This window comes from Methylocystis parvus (genome assembly GCF_049675845.1).
Taxonomy (GTDB): Bacteria; Pseudomonadota; Alphaproteobacteria; order Rhizobiales; family Beijerinckiaceae; genus Methylocystis; species Methylocystis parvus_A.
This window is the reverse complement of the sequence record NZ_CP187161.1, coordinates 3,727,497-3,750,310: the sequence shown is the minus strand read 5'-3', so window position 1 is coordinate 3,750,310 and position 22,814 is coordinate 3,727,497. Positions and strand designations below refer to the sequence as shown.

Below are 22,814 nucleotides of genomic sequence, written 5' to 3'. Positions count from 1 at the left end.
GATGGTCGCACTGAATATATGAAAATAGCGGGGCTCAACGGCAAGGGCCGTGGTCAAGCCATCAAAGCCAAGGGGAAGCTTCATGCCGACCATCAACACCGACAAGGTCTGCTATGTCGTTGTCAAAGCTCGCGAGCTGGAGAGCGAAGATGAAGGCGTCGACGCCGACGCTTCGAACCCGACGGACGACAAATTCGTGAGCGTGCTCACGGAAGAGGCCTACGATTCCGTGCGCGACGAGGTCGCCGCTTATATCGACGCCATGGATGTGGACGAACAAACGGAGCTCGTCGCGCTGGCCTGGATTGGCCGTGGGGAATATGGCGCGGAAGACTGGGACGAAGCGGTTCGCCTGGCTCGAGAGCGACATGAGGGATCGACCTCCGCCTACCTTCTCGGCATGCCGCTGCTCGCCTCCCATCTGGAAAATGGACTCGGCGAATTCGGAGAAAGCTGCGCGCTCTTTGCGGCAGATCGACAGTGAGCCGATGCGACAGGCTCGGTCGAAGCCCATTGGAATCGGTCAACGGCGCACCATATCTGCGAGGCGGATATAATTTGAGGAGCCTACGATGAACCGCAGAGTTTTCGCTGTCGCGCTTTCCCTCGCCCTCGGTTTGGCGTTCGCGCCGCGAATAGCGCTTGCCGAGAGCCATCACCTCGCTGAAGCCGTCAAGCATACGAAAGAAGCGATCGATCATGGCAAGATGGGCCATGCAGACGTTCTCGTGACGCATGCGGAAGCCGCTCTCAAGCACGCCCAGCAGGCGGAAGCAGAAAAGGCGAACCCGCATACCAAGGAGGGCATTACCCACCTCGAAGCCGCCATCGACACCGGCAAGAAGAAAGACGCGCCGGGCGCCACGAAGCATGCCGAAGAAGCGCTGACGCACCTGGAAGCAGCGCAAAAGTAAGAGCGCCAAGGTTGAAAAGAGCGGCTCCCCAGCCGCTCTTTTGCCATACATGACAGCGGACACGCGATCGCTTATGTGAAGCCCAAGCAAGGGAGGGCCGGGCATGAGCTTTCGCGAATTCACGCGCGCCAAGTCCATCGAGCTTTTGCGCGCCGAGGGCGGCGACGGCAAAGGCTTCAACCGCGTGCTCGATATCTGGCAGCTCACCAGCATCGGTCTCGGCGGCATTATCGGCGTCGGCATCTTCATGCTGACGGGCGTGGTTGCGGCGACGCAGGCCGGACCGGGGGTCGCGCTTTCCTTTCTGATCGCTGGCATTGCGAGCGGCGCCGCGGCGTTGTCCTACGCGGAGTTCGCCGGGCTCATCCCCGTCGCCGGCAGCGCCTACACCTATGCTTACGCCGTGCTTGGCGAGCTCGTCGCCTGGATCATCGGCTGGGACCTTCTCCTCGAATATGCGCTCGTCGTCGCCGTCGTCTCCATAGGCTGGTCCGGCTATTTGCAGGCGCTTCTGGCGCAGCTCGGCCTGCCCCTTCCCGCCTGGGCCGCTGGCGCGGTCGGCACGGGGCCAGGCCATGTCGTCGATCTGATGGCCGCTGTCGGGGCGCTTGGCGTCGCCGGCCTTCTGACGCTGCGCATCGAGCTCGGCGCGCGGTTCAACGAGGCTATGGTGATCCTTAAGATCGCGGCCGTCATATTCGTCATCGCTGTCGGCCTGCCTTATGTGCGCGTCGAAAACTGGACGCCCTTCATGCCCTTCGGCTTCTCGGGGGTCGCGGAGGGCGCCGCCGTCGTGTTCTTCGCCGTCTTTGGCTACGACACGCTCACAACCGCAGCCGAGGAAGCGCGCGATCCTCAACGCGATCTGCCGCGCGCGGTGCTGCTGTCGCTCGCCGTGTCGCTCACCCTTTATGTTGCGATGGCGCTCGTGCTGACGGGTATTGCGCCCTACCGCACGCTCGACAATGCGGCCCCCGTCGTCACCGCCTTCGAAACGATCGGCCTGCCCTGGGTCGCCTTCATCGTCTCGGTCGCAGCGGTGGCGGGCATCACCAGCGTCATGCTCGCCTTCCTCCTCGGCTGCGCGCGAATCTGGTTCGCCATGAGCCGCGACGGGTTGCTGCCAGGCTGGTTTGCGGTTCTCCATCCGCGCTTTCGCACGCCGCATCGCCCCACGCTCATCGCAGGCGCGCTGACGGCGGCCGTCGCGGCGGTCTATCCCATCAAGGAAGTCGCGGAGCTCGTGAATATCGGCACGCTCTCGGCCTTCGTCGTCATCTGCGTCGCCATTATCGTGCTGCGCAAGACGCGACCCGACGCGCCGAGGACGTTTCGCACGCCCTTCGTGCCCTTCACGCCGCTCGTCGGCGTGGCCTTCTCAATATGGCTGCTGTCTCGGCTTCCGCTGATCGCCTGGGAGCGGTTTCTGATCTGGCTGGCGATCGGATTGGCGATTTATTTTCTGTATGGCCGGCGGCACAGCAAGCTAGCCTCTCCGCCGTCTCCCTGATCCCTCGTCATTGCGACGAGCGAAGCGACGAGGCAATCCAAAAGGGAATATGTCGCCCTGGATCGCTTCGCTTCGCTCGCGATGACGGCTGCGTTAGCTCGTTAAAGACGCGCCACCGACTCCTTGATACGCTTCACATAAGCAGCGTTGGCCGCCTGCTGCAGGGCGATCAGGTCGTTGAACTCCTTGCAGATGACGCCGCGACGATCCGCGATCTGCACGAGGCCGAAATCCGGCGTCTCATTGGCCTCGACGATCACCGGTCCGTCATCCGTCGCCGCCATGTCCCAGCCGATAATGCCGAAATGGCGCAGCACCTTCGCGCCCTCGACGGCCGTGGCCTTCATCTTCGCCCAGTCCGGCACGGCGAGGCCAATCAGCTCGGCGCCCGTATCCGGATGATGCGTCACGTCTTTCATCTCGAAGCCGACGCCGCTCGTGACGCGCTCGACTCGGCCCGTCTCGAAATCGAGCCCCGCGAGCATATTGCCCGAGCGCCAGAAATTGTCTGCGACATTGCCGGCGGCCGGAATCTTCCAGCCCGCCCGGAAAGCCTTGGGGCCATCCGGCGTCGCGATGGTGAGGATGCGCACCGTCGCGAGACGCTCTCCGATTTTTGGGATCAGGTCGCGATGCGGCTTGACCATCTTCTGGAAGAGATAGCCGGCGCCGTAATGCTTCTCGATGTCGTCGAGCGTCTCGTCGACCTTGAGGCGCTTGTCGCCGACGGCGATGAGCTCGCCGCTCGCCGGGTCGCAGCCAAGGAGCGCCAACGCGCCGAGGCTTTGGAAGCTTTCGACCGGCTTGCCAAAGATGGGGTAATGGCGCTCGTCGAGCAGGAAGGCGCGCAGCTCCGCGCGCGAGCGCAGGAGCTTGTCGGACGCGATCGTCATGCCGGAGGCATAGATTGCGAGCGGCGCGATCGTCGGCAGGCCGTAGGTCGCAAGATAGCTCATCGAGACGAGCTTGTTCGTCAAAAGGCCGTGCCAGTCATGGCGGTAATTGATCTCGATCACGAGGTCGCGGTTACGACGCGCGCCGATGAAATCCGCCTTCTCGGCGCCGTTCAGCCAGGCGTCGTCGAAAAGGCGGTATTTCACGTAATCTTCGAAGGAGACCTTGCCCGGGCCGAACGCGAGGCGCGAATATTCGCGCGTCAATTGCATGGGCGGCGCGCCCGTCTGCTGCGCCGCGCGCTGCATGCATTCGGCCATGGACATTTGCGGTCCGCCATGGGCCGTGTCGAAGCTCGCGGCCTCGGCCGGCGCTTCGGTCTTCTGCTTGCGGCTCAAAAAGGAAAAGGCCACGGACGTTCCCCCGGTCTGTTTGCTCGACGCTGGCGTCGCGCGAACCTCAGCTATTGGATGCGGCGAGCGTCAGCCCGCCATTCACGCCGATACGCTTGGCGAGCGCGCCCCATTTGCGGAACAAAAGCTCCATGTCGCGTCGCAGCGGCAGGAAGGCGGCGTCGACATCGAGCCCCGTCGCCATGCGCTCGGCGACGAAATTTGCGTGCGGCATGCTGAAGCACAGGCGCAGCGCCGCGCGGCCGGCGATGACGACGGGCTGCCCGACATGGCAGACGCGCGCATATTCCGGGCAATCGAAGACGCCGGTCGACGCGCGCAGCGAATCGTAGATCAGACGCGTCTGGCCGGATCGCCGCGATGGGTGAGGATCGGAAAGATCGTCGAGGGCTTTCCCCCCAGCCGCCAGCATTCTGCGTCGAGAAAGTCGAGGTCCGGATTGCCGGCGACGCAGCGCCGCGCCGACTCGGCGAACAGCATCGCGATTTCCTCGCGCAGGCGCGCAGGAATGTTGAAGTAAGCCTCGATCTCCGCAAGCGCCGCCGTCCAGCGCAGACCCATGCCGAGATTGGCGGGCGCGAAGTCGGCGGCTTCGAAGGCGCCTTCGAAGCTCTTCGGCCAATCGCATCGCGCCGTATAGGCGGCGAGCCCCGCCGGCAGGCGCATGCCGCGCAGCTTCTCGGCCTTGTCCGGCGGGATCAGCAGCGCGCCGCAGAACGGCGGACCGCCAGCGAATTTAGAGCCGGTGATCATGACCAGAAAGCCGTCGGCGAGGTCGGCTCTTATCTGCTCGGCCGAGCTGCGTAATTGGCAGGCGTCCACGAGGACCAGCGCGCGGCCGGCGGCGTTCGCCGAAATCTCGCGCGCGAAGGCGCGCCCGGGTCCGTTGCGCCCCGTCTTGGAGGAATCGAGAAGATGCAGCAGCGCGCCGCGGCCAGTGCGCAGCGCGTCGGCGACCGCGAGGCCAGCGCTGCGGTCGATTTCGGCGGGGGGACGCAGGCGGCCGCCGGCGTCGCGGATCTCGACGCGGCGCATGACCACGTCATCCTTCTCCCAACCGGCGAGGGGGGCGCCCTTCTCGACATTCGGCTCGAAGGCGGCCGTCGCCGCGAAATGCGCGCCGGTCGCCGCGAGCGCCACGCCGCTGCCGGTCTCGTCCGGCGCGACGACGATATTGGCGATGGGGCGGCCGAGCAGCGCCTTGGCGACGGCGAGCGCGGCAAGCTCGGCTTCCGTGCCCGACGCAGTGAGAACCGCTTCGACCCCGGGCGCGCCGAATTGCGCGACGATGCGTGCGCGGATGTCGTCGAACCAACCGGCGAGATCGCCGCTCTCCTCAGAGAGCGCGTCGAAAGCTTCGCACGCCGCCTGATAGCCACGCTCGGTGATGGCGCTCGCGGTGGAAGATGAAAACCAGACTTCGTCGGGCGCGGGCGGCGTCGGCGTCCCATAGCGGTTTCGGCGCGAGGTCGGATCCGGCCAGATGCGCTCGTCGCCGCCGGAGGCCAGCATCATCTCCAGACGCGACCGGGAGGACGAAACCTTCAGCCGCTCGACGGCGTGAGCAGCCGTGACGCTTGCGAAGGCCTGGTCGCTCAAAAGTCGCTTCGCTGCGTCGCTCATCACCGCTCGTCGAATCATGGGTCGCGCATATGTTCACGCGCGGCCCATGATGTCGTCGAAGCGTTAATAAAGGTTAAGGATGATGGCGGAAGCGGGCGCTTTCGCCATCAATGCGGCGAAGGATGCGGACGATCCGGCCGGTGATACCCGGGATGATAGGGGTTGAGATGCTTGCGCTCGTGATGCGGGCATGGATTGCGCCAATGACGAACGCCCTTGGTGTGATGCTGTGGCGACGTCGTGACGAAGCAGCCCGTGTGATGGGACGATCCATGATGGCCGTCGTGGAGGAAAGCCAAAGCGGGGGCCGGCGCGACGACGATCAAAGCGGCAAGCGCTACATGAACGAAACTCTTCATGGTCCTTTCCCTTGTGTGCGATCGATGAAATACGATCCTTCACCAAAGGTAGAGACTGTCGCGGTTCGCAGCATGAGGCCACAGACAGATTTTTCAATGGTGTCAGGCGCCCGCTAACCCCAATTTCAAGACGCCGCATCACCCGCTCGAGCAAGGTCAAAAAAAGAAGCGCCAGCGTTCCTTCCCTTCGCGACCGCCCGCCACAGCTTTGAATTGCGCGCGCCGCATCTAAGGGCTCGTCAATGGCTAACGGCGTTGAATCCGAACTCAAATTCGTCTTTTCTCCACACGCCCTGCCTGCCGTAAAGGCGGCGCTGGGTCGCGAAAACACCAGCTCGACCGAGCGCCACCATCTTGTCTCGCACTACTTCGATACGGCGGACAACTTTCTATGGCGTCGCGGCGCGACCCTGCGCGTGCGCGGCGAGGGCCCCGAAAGCAAGCAGACGATCAAGCGGGAACAGCCCTCGACGCTTGAAAGAGACGAATATGAAACCGAGGCGGATGGGGCTACGCCAAACGTCGGCGCATTCGACGCCACGCCTCTGGCGCATCTTGTCAGGAAGCCAAAGGTACGCAGGCGTCTCAAGCAGAATTTCGAGGTGGAGGTCGAGCGGGAGGCTACGACTCTGGATTTCAACGGAAGTGAGATCGAAGCGGCCGTCGATCTCGGCGAGGTCAGATGCAAAGGCGCGCTCGCGCCTTTCGTCGAGCTGGAACTCGAACTGAAGAGCGGGGAGAAGAAAGAGCTTTTCGAATTGGCCCGCCGCTTGTGCGCGGCTGCGCCGATCGCTCTCAATCTCATCAGCAAGGCGGAGCGAGGCCATCTCTTGGTCGATGGCGCTTGGGGACGCGCGTTCAAGGGACGCCCGCCTGAGTTCTCCAGGCGGATGAATTGCGCCGAGGCGTTCCAACTCGTCTGCCATAGCTGCCTGCATGATTTCATCGTGAATCTGCAGGCCCTCGAACGCCCGGATCGGGTTGAGGCGGTGCATCAGGGTCGCGTCGCCTTGCGGCGCTTGAGAGCCGCCCTTCAATTGTTCAAGCCGGTTGTTGGCGGCGAGGATTTCCAGCGCATCGACGACGAGCTGAAATGGATTTCCCATGTCTTTGGCGAGGCGCGGGATCTGGATGTCTTCCAGGACAACGCCTTTGAACCGGCGGCGAAAAGCGGCGACAATCCCGGCGCAGCGGCGCTCGCAAGGCGCACGGGAGCCAAAAGGAATCAGGGGCACGACGCGGTGAACGCCGCCGTGGCGTCCCTGCGCCTGCGGCGGCTGTTAATCGATATTTCCGCCTGGATCGAGGAAGGCGGCTGGCGGCGGGGCGAGAGCGCGCAGGAGCCTCTCGGTCCATTTGCGCGGCGCAGGCTCAAAGAGGAGCTTCGCAAATTCGTGAAGCGCGCCCGCGACCTGGCGGAACTCGATCCGGCCGAGCGCCACAAGGTTCGCATCAAGGCGAAAAAGCTACGATATATGGCGGGCTTTTTTAAAACCGCGCCCAACCTTGTCTCCGGGCGCAAGGCCCTGCGCCGGCTGCTTGATCGCCTGGAGCGCATGCAGGACTGCCTTGGAGAGTTACATGACGAGCAAACGAGGGCTGAATTTCTCGCTGAGGAGATACGCAGTCTGCCAGCCGGAGCCGATCCGCTGATCGGATTTGCGGCAGGCCGGCTCGCGCAGCCTGACGGCGACCCGGAAAGCAAGCTCTCGGCTGCCTTGGACGCCTACCGCGACGTCGCGCGATCGAGGCCCTTCTGAAACGCTTGGTGCGGGCGGCCGGAATCGAACCGGCACAGGCCTTTCGGCCCTACGGATTTTCTTACCCGCCACGGCTTTCGCCGCCCCGCTGCTGCGAGTTTGGGGTCTGGACTATCCCTTCGCCTTAGCGACAAAACGCCTTAGGCGCCGCCCGTCTAGTCTCTACACCTTCCCGCCAAAGAGGCGGGCTTGGCTCGGGATCGCCACTTTCGAGGGTTCCCCGACTTTGAGCGGTTCTACTCGCGCGGTTTCCCGGCATGAGCACTCAAATTGTTCAAGTCCGTTGCGTCTACCAGTTTCGCCACGCCCGCAATGCATGGATCACGCGACGACCTTATAGGGCGGGCTCATCGACGGCGCCAAGCTTTGTTTTAGCCCCGCCGGGTCGCGCGCTGCGTCTTGCGGATCGGCGCCTGGAAGGTGAGCGCCGTGTCCCAGGGGAAGTAAATCCAGGTGTCCTGCGAGACCTCGGTGACGAAAGTATCCACCATCGGCAGGCCCTGCGGCTTGGCGTAAACGGTGGCGAAATGGGCCTTGGGCAGCATTTCCCGCACGGCCTTCGCGGTCGCGCCCGTATCGACGAGGTCGTCGATGATGAGCACCTCCTCGCTTGGCCGCGCGAGGATCGTGTCCGTCAGGGGCTTCAAAACCTCGATCGTGTCGCGCTCGGTCTCCTCGTGGTAGCTCGCGACGCAGACCGTCTCGATCACGCGGATGCCAAGCTCGCGCGCGACGATGCCCGCCGGCACGAGGCCGCCGCGCGTGACCGCGACAATGGCCGAGAAGCCCCCGATGGTCGCGAGGCGCCACGCCAGCGCGCGGGCGTCGCGGTGGAACATGTCCCAGGAGACGGGAAAAGTCTTGTCCGGGCTGATAATCTGCATGTCGCCCTCGCCCATTCTTCTCATGACGCCTGCGCAGACAATTCCGCGAGGAGCGCCCGAACCGCCTGCCCCGCCACGGCGAGGCGCGCCGCGTCCCGGCTGCGCAGCACGATCTGGTTGCGAATGCCGGCCGCCGAAAAATGCGGGTATGAACCGATGCTCACGCCCTCATGCGCACGGGCGATCTCCTCGAGCTTCATCGCATAGCTGCCCTCCGGAATCGACCCCGCATCGACGGTTTCGACCTGAACGCGCGCGCCCGACCTGAGCTGTGGACCCACCGTGTCCATCATCGACTGCATGATGGTCGGCACGCCCGCCATGACGATGACATTGCCGATCCAGAAACCCGGCGCCTTGGAGGCGCCGTTGCGGACAAGCTCGGCGCCGTCGGGGATGCGCGCCATGCGCCGCCGGGCCGGGTTGAGTTCCTCCTCGGTGAAGCGTTCGCGCAGCATGGCGATGGCGCGGGGGTCCTCCCCGATCCCGACCCCGAAGGCCGCGGCCACCGCGTCTGCGGTGATGTCGTCATGCGTCGGGCCGATGCCGCCCGTCGTGAAAACATAAGTGTAGCGGGCGCGCAGGGCGTTCAGCGCCACGACGATTTCCTCGGCCTCGTCGGGCACGACGCGCGCCTCGCGCAGGTCGACGCCGATCTCGGCGAGATATCTGGCGATGTAGTGGGTGTTGGCGTCCTGCGTGCGCCCCGACAGGATCTCGTCGCCAATGACGAGAACCGCCGCTGTCGCCGGCCCCTCGCCCGTTCCGGGTTCTTTCATGTCCGCCCGCCTCCCTGGAGGCGTGATTATGGCGATCCAGGAGGGCGCCGCCAAGCCTCGCTAGGCTTCGCGGGCCGCGCTTCGCCGCGTCCCGACGACCGTTCTCGCGAAAGCCGGCCCGGCTCGGTCGAAAAGACCGGCGAGGCCGTATAGCAGCAGAAGCGCCGCGCCCACATAGATGACGTCGAAGACCGGCGAGGCCAAATCCGAGTCCGCAAGAATTTGTCCGAGGGCGCTGATCAGGCTTCCCGCACAAAAAATAGGCAAAGGATTCCGGCCCAGCTGCGCAAAGAACTCGAAGACAGCCGTTTCGCGGACGCTCCAATTCAGCCGGGAGAAATAGACCGTGTAGGCAAGCGCGACGAAATCGACGATCCTCGCGACGCCGAGTTGGCTCTTGTCCCAGTCGAGATAACGCCCCGCCTCGTCGACAAGGCCCGGCGCCAGTCCGAAAACATTCGAAACGACGAGCGCCGAGGCGACCGTAAACGCCTGCGAAACCCTTAGCGCGCCAAGATTGAAGGGCACCCCCTCCCCGCGCAGCGCCCCACCGCAGAAAATGCCGAGCGCGAACATGAATTGCCAGGCGAAGGGATTGAAATACCAGCCCCCCGCTTCCGGCCACGAAGGGAGATTGACCCCGGCTATTCGCGCTCCCGCATAAACGGCGGCCGACGCCGCGAGCATCTCGAAGCGGCCGCGCAAGGCGAGGGCGAGCAGCAGAGGCGCCGTCGCCAGGAGGACGATATAGAGCGGCAAGATGTTGAAATAGGCGACCTGATGGCTGAGCGCCAAAATGCCAAGAACGCCTCTCACCGGGTCGAGAAAAGGCGTCGCGCGCCCAAATTCCGCCCCGAGGAGGTCGTTTGGCGTGAAATGGTTGGCGCCCCAGAACAAGGCGAGGCCCACGGCCGTCAGCGCCAGATGGGCTCCATAGAGCTTTGCTGCGCGGCGCGCCATGGCGACGGCCGCGGCGGAGCCGCGCCTGAACCTCGCTTCGCCATAGGCCAGATAGACGGAAACGCCGGAGAGGAAGACAAACTGCTCCGCCGAGTCGGAAAAGCCGAAATTACGCGGCGTGATCGCCCCCAGGACGTTGCCGGGGATGTGATTGACCAGGATCGCAACCAGCGCGACCCCGCGCCAGAAGTCGATCGAATCGATACGTTTTTGTTGCAAGGCCGGCGTTCGCTCGATTTTCTTCATCGAAGCCCCGCGGATGGGCCTCGTTTGCTACCGCCGCTCGCAACATACAAATCCGGCGCCGAGACCACGAAGCGCCGAATGGTCCCCGGGGTCGTCGTCCTTGCTTTGGCCGCGCAAATCACTACCTTGTCGATAATCCCCAACCCTCAGGAACCAGACGAGCGCGTATGACCTTCATCGAGTCCCACCTCGCCCCCGCCGGCCGCAAGAGCGGGCAGATCAAGTTGCACGGGCCCGAGGATTTCGAAGGCATGCGAAAGGCCGGCCGCCTCACCGCCGAAGCGCTCGACATGCTGGTCCCGCACGTCAAGCCGGGCGTGACGACGCAGCAGCTCGACGACCTCGTCTTCGACTTCGCCATCGCCAACGGCGCCTATCCGGCCCCCCTCGACTATCGCGGCTATCGCAAGTCGATCTGCACCTCGATCAACCATGTCGTTTGCCACGGCGTGCCGGACAACAAGGCGCTGCGCGAGGGCGACATCGTCAATATCGACGTGACCTTCATCGTGGATGGATGGCATGGCGATGCGAGCCGCATGTTCGGCGTCGGGGAAATTCCCCGGAAGGCGCAGCGCCTGATCGACGTGACCTATGAGTCGCTTCTGCGCGGCATCGCCGCGGTGAAGCCGGGCGCCACGACGGGCGACATCGGCGCGGCGATCCAGCAATTCGCGGAAGGCGAACGCTGCTCGGTCGTGCGCGACTTCTGCGGCCATGGCCTCGGCCGCGTCTTCCACGACGAGCCGAACATCCTGCATTACGGCGTGAAGGGACAGGGCGTGGAGCTGCGCCCCGGCATGTTCTTCACCATCGAGCCCATGATCAATCTGGGCAAGTCGTCGGTCAAGATTCTCGGGGACGGATGGACGGCCGTGACCCGAGACCGCTCGCTCTCGGCGCAGTTCGAGCATTCGATCGGCGTCACGGAAACGGGCGTTGAAATATTCACGGCTTCGCCCAAGGGTCTCGACAATCCCTCCGGCTCGCCGTCAGGCTCGGCCAGCGCCGCCGCATGACGCCGCCCAAGGGCGACGCCGCGCCGGGCATGGAAGACGCCCCGGTTCCGCATTATCACGGCCATCGCCAGCGCTTGCGCGACCGCTTCATGGAGGCGGGCGAGAGCGCGCTGGCGGATTACGAGCTGATGGAGCTGCTGCTCTTTCGCGTCATTCCGCGACGCGACGTGAAGCCGCTGGCCAAGGCGCTGATCGACCGCTTCGGCTCCTTCGCCGAAGCCTTAGCTGCGCGCCCGGAGCGCCTCAAAGAAGTGCCGGGCCTACCGGAAGCCGCTATCGTCGAGTTCAAGGTGACGGAAGCGGCGGCCCGACGCCTTGCGCGCGGCGCGCTGGAAAAGCGCAAGGTGCTCTCCTCCTTCTCGGCCGTGACGGACTATTGCCGCACAGCCATGGCCTATGCGGAGCGCGAGGAGTTTCGAATCCTCTTCCTCGACAAGCGCAATGCGCTCATCGCCGATGAGGTGCAGGGCGTCGGCACGGTCGATCACACGCCCGTCTATCCGCGCGAGGTGGTGCGGCGCGCGCTGGAGCTCGGCGCGAGCGCGCTGATCCTCGCCCATAACCACCCGTCCGGCGACCCGACGCCTTCCACGGCGGACATCCGCATGACCAAGGACATCATCGCCATCGCGCAGCCCTTCGGCATCTCGGTTCACGACCATCTCATCGTCGGCCGCAACGGACAGTCGAGCTTCAGAGGGCTGAAGCTGATATGACGCGCGCGGCCGATGCAAATCCCGTCATTACCAGCGAAGCCAAGCAATCCAGCGTCCCGTCGCCGCCCTGGATCGCTTCGTCGCTTTGCTCCTCGCAATGACGGGAGCCGAGGCTTTTGCCCTCCTTTTTCATCACGCCGCTCATCGTCGCGACGGCGCTCTTCATGGAGAATCTAGACGGCACGGTGCTCGCCACCGCCCTGCCCGCCATGGCGGCCGATCTCCATGAAGACCCAGTTGCGCTGAAACTCGCCCTGACCGCCTATCTTCTCTCGCTTGCCGTCTTCATACCGCTCTCCGGCTGGGCCGCCGACAAATTCGGGGCGCGCCGGGTCTTTCGCGCGGCGATTGGCGTTTTCACCTTCGGCTCGATCCTCTGTGGCTTCTCCCACTCGCTCGCAACGATCGTCGCGTCGCGCGTTATCCAGGGGCTCGGCGGCGCCATGATGGTGCCCGTGGGGCGGCTCGTCCTGCTGCGCACGGCCCCGCGTCACGAGCTGGTGCGCGCCATGGCCTGGCTGACCATCCCGGCGCTCATCGGCCCGCTGATCGGCCCGCCGCTTGGCGGCTTTCTCGCGACTTATTTCAACTGGCGCTATATTTTCTGGATAAACGTGCCGATCGGCCTGCTCGGCGCTGCGCTGACCACGCGCTTCATTCCCAACCTTCGCGAGGAAAGCGTCCCGCCGCTCGACGTCAAGGGCGCGGCGCTTTCCGGCTTTGGCCTCTCCTTCATCGTGTTCGGCTTCACGATCCTGGGACGCGGCTTCGCGCCGGCGCCCCTCGTCGCCCTGATCATCGGCCTCGGGGCAGTGGCGCTCTTCGCCTATCTCTCCCATGCGCGGGAAACAAAATATCCGATCATCGACCTCGCTTTGCTGCGCATCCCGACCTTCCGCGCGGCGATCTATGGCGGCTTTCTCTTCCGCATCGGACTTGGCGCCGTGCCGTTTCTGCTCCCGCTGCTTCTCCAGGTCGGCTTCAATCTCAGCGCCTATGAATCCGGCCTTCTCACCTTCGTTACGGCGGCGGGCGCCATGGTGATGAAGACGACGGCGCAGCCGATCCTGAAGCGTTTCGGCTTCCGCCGCGTGCTCATCGCCAATGCGCTGATCTCTACGGCCTTCCTGCTCGCCAACGCCTTTTTCACGCAGGCGACGCCGCACGGGATCATCATGGTCGTGCTGCTCGTCGGCGGCTTCTTCCGCTCGCTCGAATTCACGGCGCTCAACGCCATCTGCTACGCCGACATCCCGCAGGAATCGATGAGCAACGCCACGAGCTTCGCGGCGGTCGGGCAGCAATTGTCGCTCTCGACCGGCGTAGCGATCGGGGCTGCGTCCCTGGAAACCATTCGCGGGCTGCATGGCGGCGGGGCGCTGCAAGCGGCTGATTTCGCGCCCGCCTTCTATGTCGTCGCCGCCATCTCGGCGCTCTCCGTGTCGAGTTTCCTCCGTCTTGCGCCGAATGCGGGCGACGAGCTGACGGGGCGACGCGCTTAGTTTTAGGGCCGGAATTGACGGCCGCGAAACGCCTTTCCGGCAAGCATGGCCGCGCCATCTAACTTCGTGGAAAGATGTGAAAGCGCCATGGACGAATTTATTGCCGGACTGCCGAAGGCGGAGCTTCACCTGCACATAGAGGGGACGCTGGAGCCGGAGATGGTTTTCGCGCTCGCCGAGCGCAACGGCGTGAAACTGCCCTACGCCTCTGTGGAAGCCCTGCGACGCGCCTATGATTTCCGCGATCTTCAGAACTTTCTCGATCTCTATTATCAGGCGACGCAGGTCCTCGTCACTGAACAGGATTTCTACGGCCTCGCGCGCGCCTATCTCGCGCGCGCCCGCGACGAAAACATCCGTCACGCCGAAATCTTCTTCGACCCGCAGGCTCATACGCGCCGCGGCGTCTCGTTAGGGGCCGTCGTCGAGGGATTGAGCGCGGCGATGAAGGACGCCGCTCGCGAAGGCGGACCGACCTCGCGGCTCATCATGTGTTTCCTGCGCGATCTTCCCGCCGAAGACGCGATGGCGACGCTCGACGCCGCAAGCCATTGGCTCGATCGCATGAGCGGCGTCGGGCTCGACTCCGCTGAAGCCGGCAATCCCCCCGGCAAATTCACGGAAGTCTTTGAACGCGCCCGGTCGCTTGGCCTGCGTGCCGTCGCGCATGCGGGAGAGGAAGGGCCCTCCGCTTATGTGGCCGAGGCGCTGGACCGCTTGCAGATCGAACGCGTCGATCACGGCGTCCACGCCATCGACGATCGAGCGCTTGTCGCGCGGCTGGCGGGGGAGCGTATTCCGCTGACGATCTGCCCGCTCTCCAACATTCGCCTGCGCGTCTATCCGGACATGCGCGCACATCCGCTGAAGCGATTGATGGATGCGGGCGTCGTCGTCACCGTCAATTCCGACGATCCGGCCTATTTCGGCGGCTATGTGAACGCCAATTACCGCGTGGTTCAGGAAGCGTTTGCGCTTGGCCGCGGCGAACTCGGCCAGCTTGCGAAAAATAGCTTCGCGGCCTCGTTCCTATCGGAGCAGGGCAAGCCGGACAGGATCGCAGAAATCGACGCCTACGTGAAAACGCAGCAAGCGGCTTAAGCTTCCACCTGCTCCTGCCGCTTCCCGCGAAACCCCGTCGCCAAAACGTAAAGCTCCGCCGAATCCGCCCGGCTCGCCGCCGGCTTCACATGGCGCACGGTTGCGAAATCGCGCTTCAGCCGCGCAAGCAATTGCCCCTCCGTGCCGCCCTGCAGGACCTTGGCGACGAAGAAGCCGCCCGGCGCCAGCACGTCCATCGCGAATTCGGCTGCAAGCTCGGCGAGCGCGACGATGCGAAGATGGTCTGTCTGTTTGTGGCCCGTGGCGTTCGCTGCCATGTCGGACATGACGCCATCGGCCTCGCCCCCTAACATGCCCTTGATGAAGTCCGGCGCGTCGTCGTCGTTGAAGTCCTTCACGGCGAAGGAGACGCCAGCGATGGGCTCCATGTCGAGCAGGTCGACGCCGACGACCTTGCCCTTGCCGTCCTTGGCCTTCACGCGGTCGGCGGCGATCTGCGACCAGCCGCCGGGCGCGGCGCCGAGATCGACGATGCGGCCTCCGGGCTTCAGGAGATGGTAGCGGTCATCCATCTCGATGAGCTTGTAGGCGGCGCGCGAGCGATAGCCCTCGCGCTTCGCGCGCGCGACGTAAGGGTCGTTGAGCTGGCGCTCGAGCCAGAGGGTGGAAGACAGCGAGCGCTTGCGCGCCGTCTTTACCCTTGTCTTGAGCGAGCGTCCGCCCTCGCGACCGGATCCGGTCTTGCCCTCGCTCACGCCATCACCCTGTCGCGGGGCACGAACAACCCGTCGGCGCCCGGCTCCATCACGATCTGGCGGTCGTGATAGTCGTGCAGCGTCGAGCGATGGCCGATCGAGACGATTGTCGTCTTGGGCAGGCGCTCACGCAGCATCGCATAAATCTCGCCCTCGAGCTTCTCGTCGAGCGCCGAGGTCGACTCGTCGAGGAAGAGCCAATCAGGCTTCGCGAGAAGCGCGCGGGCGATGGCCACGCGCTGCTGCTCGCCGCCCGAAAGCCGCTGGCCCCAATTATTATCTTCGTCGAGCCGCTCGACAAAAGGCGCGAGCCGGGCGGCGCGCAGCGCTTCCTCGATGTCGGCGCGGGAGTAATCGTCGGCGTTGCCGGGATAGACCACCGCCTGGGCGAGCGTTCCCATCGGAATGTATGGGCGCTGCGGCGCAAGCATGACGCTCGCGCCCTGAGGCAGGACGATCTCGCCCGAGACATGCGGCCAGATGCCGGCGATGGCGCGAAAGAGCGTCGACTTCCCCGAACCCGAAGGGCCGGTGAGCAGCGCCGACTGGCCTGGCTCCAAAGCAAGCGCGTCCACATTGACGATGCGCCGTCCATCGGGAAGCGCGAGCGTCAGATCGCGCAGCGCGAGATCGCGGGCGGCGCCGCGCGAGACGACCCGGCCCTGCTCCTGCTGCGTCCGCGCGGCGTCGATGGCGCGGTCGAAGGAACTCAGGCGGTCGAGCACGGCTTTGAAGCTCGCGAGGAAGGTATAGTAATTGATGAAGAAGGTGAGCGCGCCCTCGACGCGGCCGAAGGCGCTCGCCGTCTGCGTCATCACGCCGAGCTGGATCTTCCCCGCGAAATAGAAGGGCGCCGTGATCAGATAGGGAATGATCGGCGAAAGCTGCCCATAAGCGGCCGTGAAGCCCATCAGTTCCTTTCGCTTCCGCACGATAGCCAGATAGTTGCCGAAGACGCGCTGGAAGCGCCGCAGCAGCGAACCCTCCTCTTCGTGCTCGCCCGAGAGCAGCGCGATCTGCTCGCTATATTCGCGCAAGCGCGCGAGGGAGAAGCGGAAGTCGGCTTCGCGCTTCTGCTGCTCGAAGAAGAGCCGCGTGAGCGAGCGACCGATGAGATGCGTCACGATGGTGCCGAGCGAGGCGTAGATCAGCGCGACCCAGAACAGGAAGCCCGGGATGTAGATATTCGTGCCCGGCAGCGCATAATTGCCCGAGAGCTCCCACAGCACGAAGGAGAAGGAGACGAGCGAACTGAGCGTCGAGATCAGCAGGATCGAGTAGGAGTAGATGCCGTAGCCTTCCTCGCCGCCGTCGATAAAGCGGTTGACGTCCTCGGCGATGCGCTGGTCCGGGTTATCCGCGTCGCCGCCCGCGAGCGTCATGCCGTAATGCGTATGTGCGCCGAGCCAGCGGCGGACGTAATGCTCGGTCAACCAACGCCGCCAACGGATGGTGAGCATCGACTTCAGCACATATTCGACCACGGCCGTGGTGACGTAGATGAAGGCCCAGGGCGTGAAGACATAAAGAAGCTGGCGCCAGAACTCTTGGGCGTTCTTCTCCTGGATCGCGTTGAACCAGTCGCGGTTGAAGAAGGACAGGCGCACGGAAATGCCGACCTGCCCCTGATTGATGAGCACCAGCACGACGATCATCGCGATGGCGATCGCCCTCTCGCGCGCGGTGAAGCGCGGGAACGGCCAGACGCGCGCTTCGCCCCGGTCGGGGGCGTTGAAGTAGAGGTCGGCGATGCGCGTCATCTCCTGCACCACGGGGATGCGGGAAATCGCGTAGACCATGATGGAGAAGACCGCGACGGTGACCGACATGCTCTCCGGCGGCGCGTAACTGGCGAGGCTCTGAGGCCAGGCCCCTTCCGCTTGCAGCAGCCGGACGAAGCCGAAGACGATCGTCTCCGTCGAGAAGATCGTTGCAAAGATCTTCATGAAGCTCGACATCTCGGCGCCGCGCCAGGTGGTGTAGGCGCAAAGCCCGGCGGCGACAGCGATCACGAACAGATCTGTGTCCTTGCTATGCGCGCCGATCAGCGCGGCAAGAACGGCGAAGGCGGCGACGGCCGCGCTCAACTTTCGCATCTTTGGCCCTTTGAAGGATGGCGTCGCCCGCACTCCGCTGCGGACGCTCTGGCGCTCCCCTCACCTTTGCACGGCCGGCGCTTGTTTCTCAATCATCCTCTATCGGGATGATGGCGTCGCCATTGACATGCGCAACGAGCACGGGAGACGCCTTGAAGGTGAGGACGCGACGCGGCGTAATTGTGGCTTCGACCCCTGTCTTGGGATTGCGGCCGATGCGCTCGCGCTTGGAACGAACGTTGAAAGTGCCGAATGAACGCAGTTTGACGCACTCGCCCCGCAGCAAGGCCTCGCTGATCTCGTCGAAGGTCGAGTCAAGGATCTTGCGGGCTTCCGCGCGCGACAGCGTCGGACAGCAGCCATAGACCGCTTCCCGCAGAGCGGCGCGCGTCAAAGTGTTTCCTTGCTCGCTCTTTCTTACCATGCTGGATGGTCACAGACCGGCGCGTCTGCCGCGTTCGTGCTGATAAGCGTTGCCACGCTGTTCCCCAGACTATCGAGTAACGCGACGAAACTGATTATTGTTCGCAAGCAATAAGCTTACGAGCGACATAGTACGCATAAATCATAGAGATGCAAGCCGTGGCGCCGCTTCGCCACAGACATGACGATGCGGCGCCGCAACATGATAAGCTCAAGCTTGTTAGACCGCCAGCTTAACCCTGTGCTGCGACACCGGGATCATGGCGCGCACCTTCCGGATGCGGTCGATATCCACATAGGACGAGACGAGGCCGGGCCCGTCAGACGCCTTGGCCACGACATGTCCCCAAGGGTCCGCGATCAGAGAATTGCCGTAGGTGAAACGCGTCTCGTGACCTGCCTTGTGGGCGCCGGTCTGCGCGGGCGCGCAGAGATAGGCCTGCATCTCGATCGCGCGGGCGCGGCAGAGCACTTCCCAGTGATCCTTGCCGGTGACGAGGGTGAAGGCCGCCGGCAGCGCGACAATGTCCGCGCCCTTCTCGGCAAGGGCCTGGAAAAGATAGGAGAAACGCAGATCGTAGCAGATCGCGCAGCCGATCGTCACGCCCTCGCAGTCATAGGTCACGACCTCGTCGCCCGGCTTGAAGGCGGCGCTTTCGTGATACTTCGCGCCATCCGGCGCGGTGATGTCGAACATGTGAATCTTGCGGTAGCGCGCCACTTCCTTGCCGTCGCGGTTGAACGCGACGCTGGTGTTGTGGAGACGCTCCTCGCCCGGAATCTTTTCGAGAATCGAGCCGGCATGGATGAAAACCTTGTGCTCGCGGGCGAGCGCGCTGCACATTTCATAGGCCGGGCCGCCGGGCAGTTCCTCCGCCGCGGCCATCTTCTCGGCGCGCGAGCCGCCGATGAAGTCGAACACTTCCGGCAGGCAGATCCAATCCGGCTTTTCCTGGGAGACGGCCCGTTCGATCAGGGCTTTGGCGTTGGCGAGATTGACGGCCTTGTCGCCGATCGAATTCATCTGAACCAGTGTGACCTTCATAACCGCTCTGCTGTTTTCTGGCGCGCACAAGCGCGGCTCGTCCTTCCGGGCGGTCATTCTACACAGGCGCGGCGGGCGGCGTATAGCCCAATCCTGGCCTTGGGGGATTTGGCTAGCGCGAGACGCCCGCGCGAAGCGCCGCGAGGCAAAACTCGACCATCTGCTCGCTCGTGGGCTCCGGACGGTCGGCGCATTCCACCATCAGGCGGGGATGGCAGAAGCGGACGACCGCCATGTTCACGAGTTTTGCGGCCAGCCGGGCGTCGCCCTTGGCGAACTCGCCGCTCTCCATGCCCGCGGCGATGACGCCCTGCAGAATGGCGTCGATCCGGTCGATATGCTCGTCGATGATCGGCCAATGCTCATCGAGCGCCACTTCAACCATGTCGTGCATCTTGCGGTCGGCGAGGTAGCGATCGGCGTTCATCGTTTCGTTGCCGAGCACCAGGGCGCGCAGCCGCTCGCTCGCCGTCCCGCGGCCGGAAGCGATCCTCTCAGCGGCAGCCTCGACTTCGCCCATCAATTGCCGGGCGACGGCGACATGGATCTCCGACTTGGAGCCGAAAAAGCGATAGACATTCGCCGGCGACATCCGCAGCTCGCGCGCAATGTCCGCGACGGTCGTCTTCTGGAAGCCGATCTCGCGGAAGAGTCGCTCCGCCGTGGCGACAATGCGGGCGCGCTGCTCTGCCTCGCGGGTGCTGGGGGCGTCCGTTATCGCGCTCATTCCGCCGCCTCCCCTGCGAGTTCTGACGACAATGCGACGTCGCGGGGCGACGTCTCCGCTATGCCCTCGTTGAGGTGCCGACGGAACCATGTCGCGTAAAGCGCGGGCAGGAAAAGGACCGTCAGAAAGGTCGCCACGAACAGACCGCCCATGATGGTGAGCGCCATCGGGCCCCAGAAGGCCGAGCGCGACAGCGGAACCATCGCCAGAATGGCCGCGAGCGCCGTCAGCGCCACCGGTCGCACGCGGCGCACGGTCGCCCCGATGATCGCCTCGCGATAGCTGTCGCCTGCTTCTAGATCCTGCCGAACCTGGTCAACGAGGATGATGGAGTTACGCATGTCCATGCCCGAAAGCGCGATGAGGCCCAGCAGCGCGACGAAGCCGAAGGGCGCATGAGCGACATTGAGTGCAAACGAGGCGCCGATGAGGCCGAGCGGCGCGCTCATCATGACGAGCGCGACGCGCGTGAAATCCTGAAGCTGGAACATCACAATCGTCAGCATGACGAGGCCGACGATCGGAAAGACGGCGAAGATGGAATTATTGCCCTTGGCGGATTCCTCGACCGCGCCGCCCATCTCGATGCGATAGCCAGGCGGAAGCTGCTCGCGGATCTCGGCGAGCTTCGGCCAAAGCCGCGTCGAAACGTCGGGGGCCTGCACGCCGTCCTTGACGCCGGAGCGGACGGTGATCGTCATGTCGCGGTTGCGCCGCCAGAAGATCGGCTCCTCATGCTCGTAGGAAATCTTGGCGACCTGCGAGACCGTCACAGGCTTGCCGTCCCGAGAATAGACAACGATGTCTCCCAGCCGTCCCAAATCGCCACGCTCGCCGGGCACGGCGCGGGCGACGACGTCGATCTGGTCGATGCCGTCCCGAAGCGTTGTGACCGTGACGCCCGAAATCACCATGCGCAGGCGGTTTGAAACGTCCTGCGGCGTGACGCCGAGGAGGCGCGCGCGGTCCTGATCGATGACAAGACGCACGCTCGGGGTCAGCTCGTTCCATGAGAGATGCGGATCGTCGACGCCCTCGTCGGTCGCCATGACTTCCCGCACCCGATAGGCGATCGCGCGCACCTTCTGCGGATCGTCGCCAATCACGCGGAACTGCACGGCGAAACCGGTCGGAGGACCATAGCTGAAACGATCGACGCGGGCGCGGGCCTGCGGCACGGCGCCATTCGCGATGGCGTCGTCGAGCTTCCTCTTGAGCCTCTCGCGCGCCTCGATGTCCTTCGCGACGAGGACGATCTCGGAATAGGCCTCATTGGGCAGTTGCGGATTGAGCCCGAGCCAGAAGCGCGGCGGCCCCTGCCCCACATAGGTCGTGTAGTAGGCCGCGTCGGGATCGTCCTTGATCAGCGCCTCCGCCTGCTGCGCCGCTTTGAGCGAAGCGCCGATGGACGACCCCTCTGGCAGCCGCATCTGCAGGAAGAGCTCAAGCCGTTCCGCATAGGGGAAGAACTGCTTCTGCACGACGATCATGCCGAGTACGGCGAGCAGAAAGACGCCGACCGTCGAGCCGATGACGAGCAGCCGGTTGTCGACGGCCCATGTGATGACCTCCCGCAGCTTCCTGTATGAAGGCGTCTGGTAGATCTCGTCGGGATCGTGATGGGGATGCAGTTTGCCGAAATCCGGCAGGAGCTTCACCCCGAGAAAAGGCGTGAACATCACCGCCACGAACCAGGAGGCGATGAGCGCGATCAGCAGCACCCAGAACATCGAGCCTGTATATTCGCCGACCGCCGAATTGGCGAAGCCGACCGGCAGGAAGCCCGCCGCCGTGATCAGCGTGCCCGTGAGCATCGGGAAGGCGGTCGAATCCCAGGCGAAGGTCGCCGCTTTGATGCGGTCGTAGCCCTGCTCCATCTTCACCATCATCATCTCGACCGCGATGATCGCGTCGTCGACGAGGAGGCCGAGGGCGATGATCAGCGCGCCAAGCGAAATGCGCTGGAGGTCGATGCCCATCAGATTCATGAAAATGAAGACGAAGGCGAGGACGAGCGGCACGGAGAGCGCGACCACGACGCCGGTGCGGAAGCCCAGCGAGACGAAGCTCACGCCAAGCACGATCACCAGCGCTTCAATGAAGGAGCGGGTGAATTCGCCCACCGCCTCCTCGACGACCTTCGGCTGATCCGCGATCTGGTCGATGTCGATGCCGATGGGCGTCTTGGCGCGAATCTCGTCCACGGCCGCGCCGACCGATTTGCCGAAATTGAAGACGTTGCCGCCTTTCGCCATGACAGCGCCCACGACGATCGCGGGCTGGCCCTTGTAGCGGATGAGGAAGGATGGCGGGTCTTCGAACCCGGCATAGACATTGGCGATGTCTCCAAGGCGGATCACCTTGCCGTTCGCAGGCACCGGTATCGAGGCGATGGCGTCGGGGCCTTTCAGCTCCTCTGTGACCTGAACGCGTATGCGGTTCGACGACGTTTCGAAAGCGCCGGCGTCGTTGATCGCGTTCTGCTTGGCGAGCGAGTCGAAGATCGCGTGCGGTTCGACGCCGAGATTTGCCAGCTTGGCTTCGCTGAACTCGACATAAATGCGGCGCATCTGCTCGCCATAGACGTCGACCTTCATCACCTCCGGCGTTTCGATCAGCCGCTGCCGCAGCGCTTCCTGAACCTTGTCGAGGAGGTTATAATCCGCGCCGTCCCCCGTGATCGCATAAAGCACCGCATCGACGTCGCCATATTCATCGTTGACGGCGGGACCGCGCACGCCGGCCGGAACATCGCCCTTGATGTCGTTGAGCTTCTTTCGCAGCTGATAGAAAAGAAGCGGTATTTCCTTTGGCGGCGTATTGTCCTTGAAAGTGACCTGCATCGCCAGGAAGCCCGGCTTCGTATAGGTCTCGATCTTGTCGAGATAAGGCAGCGTCTGGAGCTTCTTCTCATAGAGATCGGCGACCTGGTCGCGCATCTCGCTCGCCGTCGCGCCCGGCCAAGTCGCGGTGATGTTCGCGACCTTGATCGTGAAGGATGGATCTTCCGCGCGCCCGAGCCGCAGATAGGAGAACAGACCCGCGACGCCGATGGCGATCATCAGGAAGAGCATCAGCGCCGGCCGCGACACCGACCATCTGGAGAGATTGAAGCCCATGGTCGGCG

The 22,814-nt window shown here is 64.2% G+C and carries 22 protein-coding genes; 8 read left to right on the top strand and 14 right to left on the bottom strand.

Features of this window, described 5'->3' with window-relative positions:
- Positions 1-82: 82 nt before the first annotated feature.
- From ACPFMJ_RS19375 to ACPFMJ_RS19365, 3 genes are all read left to right on the top strand, one after another.
- Positions 83-484: a DUF3775 domain-containing protein gene (locus ACPFMJ_RS19375; protein WP_424361526.1), complete on the top strand. Its 402-nt coding sequence runs from the start codon at positions 83-85 to the stop codon at positions 482-484.
- Positions 485-572: 88 nt separating this feature from the next.
- Positions 573-914, top strand: coding sequence for a small metal-binding protein SmbP (gene smbP / locus ACPFMJ_RS19370; protein ID WP_424361525.1), 342 nt, complete (start codon positions 573-575; stop codon positions 912-914).
- Between the two features lie 103 nt (positions 915-1,017).
- Complete coding sequence (locus tag ACPFMJ_RS19365) at positions 1,018-2,424, top strand: amino acid permease (protein ID WP_424361524.1); 1,407 nt, start codon at positions 1,018-1,020, stop codon at positions 2,422-2,424.
- A 101-nt stretch (positions 2,425-2,525) separates the two neighbouring features.
- Here the strand turns inward: ACPFMJ_RS19365 and ACPFMJ_RS19360 are convergent, their stop codons facing one another.
- The 4 genes from ACPFMJ_RS19360 to ACPFMJ_RS19345 all read right to left on the bottom strand — a co-directional run bounded on the left by ACPFMJ_RS19360 (position 2,526) and on the right by ACPFMJ_RS19345 (position 5,713).
- A complete protein-coding gene (locus ACPFMJ_RS19360; RefSeq protein ID WP_424361523.1) occupies positions 2,526-3,731 on the bottom strand; it encodes a sugar-transfer associated ATP-grasp domain-containing protein in 1,206 nt (401 codons plus the stop codon).
- 46 nt (positions 3,732-3,777) lie between these two features.
- Positions 3,778-4,143: a hypothetical protein gene (locus tag ACPFMJ_RS19355; protein WP_424361522.1), complete on the bottom strand. Its 366-nt coding sequence runs from the start codon at positions 4,141-4,143 to the stop codon at positions 3,778-3,780.
- Positions 4,065-5,354: a hypothetical protein gene (locus tag ACPFMJ_RS19350; RefSeq protein WP_424361521.1), complete on the bottom strand. Its 1,290-nt coding sequence runs from the start codon at positions 5,352-5,354 to the stop codon at positions 4,065-4,067. The genes ACPFMJ_RS19355 and ACPFMJ_RS19350 overlap by 79 nt, the downstream gene beginning before the upstream one ends.
- Before the next feature lie 107 nt (positions 5,355-5,461).
- Positions 5,462-5,713, bottom strand: a complete 252-nt coding sequence (locus ACPFMJ_RS19345; RefSeq protein WP_424361520.1) for a hypothetical protein — start codon at positions 5,711-5,713, stop codon at positions 5,462-5,464.
- A gap of 242 nt (positions 5,714-5,955) precedes the next feature.
- Here ACPFMJ_RS19345 and ACPFMJ_RS19340 point away from each other — a divergent pair, with 242 nt between their 5' ends.
- Entirely contained in the window at positions 5,956-7,473 is a 1,518-nt protein-coding gene (locus ACPFMJ_RS19340) for a CHAD domain-containing protein (RefSeq protein ID WP_424361519.1), read from the top strand.
- A gap of 371 nt (positions 7,474-7,844) precedes the next feature.
- Here ACPFMJ_RS19340 and gpt read toward each other — a convergent pair whose 3' ends face one another.
- The 3 genes from gpt to ACPFMJ_RS19325 are packed head-to-tail and all read right to left on the bottom strand — an operon-like array spanning position 7,845 to position 10,342.
- Positions 7,845-8,351 (bottom strand): xanthine phosphoribosyltransferase, encoded by a 507-nt coding sequence (gene gpt / locus ACPFMJ_RS19335; protein ID WP_424363917.1) that lies wholly within the window; start codon positions 8,349-8,351, stop codon positions 7,845-7,847.
- Between the two features lie 26 nt (positions 8,352-8,377).
- Entirely contained in the window at positions 8,378-9,136 is a 759-nt protein-coding gene (locus ACPFMJ_RS19330) for a competence/damage-inducible protein A (RefSeq protein WP_424361518.1), read from the bottom strand.
- 60 nt (positions 9,137-9,196) lie between these two features.
- A complete protein-coding gene (locus tag ACPFMJ_RS19325; RefSeq protein WP_424361517.1) occupies positions 9,197-10,342 on the bottom strand; it encodes an OpgC family protein in 1,146 nt (381 codons plus the stop codon).
- 167 nt (positions 10,343-10,509) lie between these two features.
- Between ACPFMJ_RS19325 and map the strand changes: the two genes are divergently transcribed.
- Positions 10,510-11,361, top strand: coding sequence for a type I methionyl aminopeptidase (map, locus tag ACPFMJ_RS19320; RefSeq protein ID WP_424361516.1), 852 nt, complete (start codon positions 10,510-10,512; stop codon positions 11,359-11,361).
- Positions 11,358-12,077, top strand: coding sequence for a RadC family protein (gene radC / locus ACPFMJ_RS19315; protein WP_424361515.1), 720 nt, complete (start codon positions 11,358-11,360; stop codon positions 12,075-12,077). Before map ends, radC begins: the two co-directional genes overlap by 4 nt.
- Here the strand turns inward: radC and ACPFMJ_RS19310 are convergent.
- Positions 12,055-12,243, bottom strand: a complete 189-nt coding sequence (locus ACPFMJ_RS19310) for a hypothetical protein (protein WP_424361514.1) — start codon at positions 12,241-12,243, stop codon at positions 12,055-12,057. The genes radC and ACPFMJ_RS19310 overlap by 23 nt on opposite strands.
- Between ACPFMJ_RS19310 and ACPFMJ_RS19305 the strand changes: the two genes are divergently transcribed.
- Both ACPFMJ_RS19305 and ACPFMJ_RS19300 read left to right on the top strand, forming a co-directional pair.
- Positions 12,242-13,579 (top strand): MFS transporter, encoded by a 1,338-nt coding sequence (locus ACPFMJ_RS19305; RefSeq protein ID WP_424361513.1) that lies wholly within the window; start codon positions 12,242-12,244, stop codon positions 13,577-13,579. The genes ACPFMJ_RS19310 and ACPFMJ_RS19305 overlap by 2 nt on opposite strands.
- A gap of 87 nt (positions 13,580-13,666) precedes the next feature.
- Entirely contained in the window at positions 13,667-14,680 is a 1,014-nt protein-coding gene (locus ACPFMJ_RS19300) for an adenosine deaminase (RefSeq protein WP_424361512.1), read from the top strand.
- Here ACPFMJ_RS19300 and ACPFMJ_RS19295 read toward each other — a convergent pair.
- The 6 genes from ACPFMJ_RS19295 to ACPFMJ_RS19270 form a co-directional block, all read right to left on the bottom strand.
- Entirely contained in the window at positions 14,677-15,396 is a 720-nt protein-coding gene (locus tag ACPFMJ_RS19295) for an RlmE family RNA methyltransferase (RefSeq protein WP_424361511.1), read from the bottom strand. The genes ACPFMJ_RS19300 and ACPFMJ_RS19295 overlap by 4 nt on opposite strands.
- A complete protein-coding gene (locus ACPFMJ_RS19290) occupies positions 15,393-17,492 on the bottom strand; it encodes an ABC transporter ATP-binding protein/permease (protein ID WP_424361510.1) in 2,100 nt (699 codons plus the stop codon). Before ACPFMJ_RS19290 ends, ACPFMJ_RS19295 begins: the two co-directional genes overlap by 4 nt.
- An 88-nt stretch (positions 17,493-17,580) precedes the next feature.
- Positions 17,581-17,916 carry an integration host factor subunit alpha gene (locus tag ACPFMJ_RS19285; RefSeq protein WP_424361509.1) on the bottom strand — a complete coding sequence of 112 codons (336 nt, stop codon included), beginning with the start codon at positions 17,914-17,916 and terminating at the stop codon, positions 17,581-17,583.
- Between the two features lie 219 nt (positions 17,917-18,135).
- The gene (locus ACPFMJ_RS19280) at positions 18,136-18,960 is read right to left on the bottom strand and encodes a carbon-nitrogen hydrolase family protein (protein ID WP_424361508.1); all 825 of its coding nucleotides are present in this window, start codon (positions 18,958-18,960) and stop codon (positions 18,136-18,138) included.
- A gap of 112 nt (positions 18,961-19,072) precedes the next feature.
- Complete coding sequence (locus tag ACPFMJ_RS19275) at positions 19,073-19,687, bottom strand: TetR/AcrR family transcriptional regulator (protein ID WP_424361507.1); 615 nt, start codon at positions 19,685-19,687, stop codon at positions 19,073-19,075.
- The gene (locus tag ACPFMJ_RS19270) at positions 19,684-22,806 is read right to left on the bottom strand and encodes an efflux RND transporter permease subunit (protein ID WP_424361506.1); all 3,123 of its coding nucleotides are present in this window, start codon (positions 22,804-22,806) and stop codon (positions 19,684-19,686) included. The genes ACPFMJ_RS19275 and ACPFMJ_RS19270 overlap by 4 nt, the downstream gene beginning before the upstream one ends.
- Positions 22,807-22,814 lie beyond the last annotated feature (8 nt).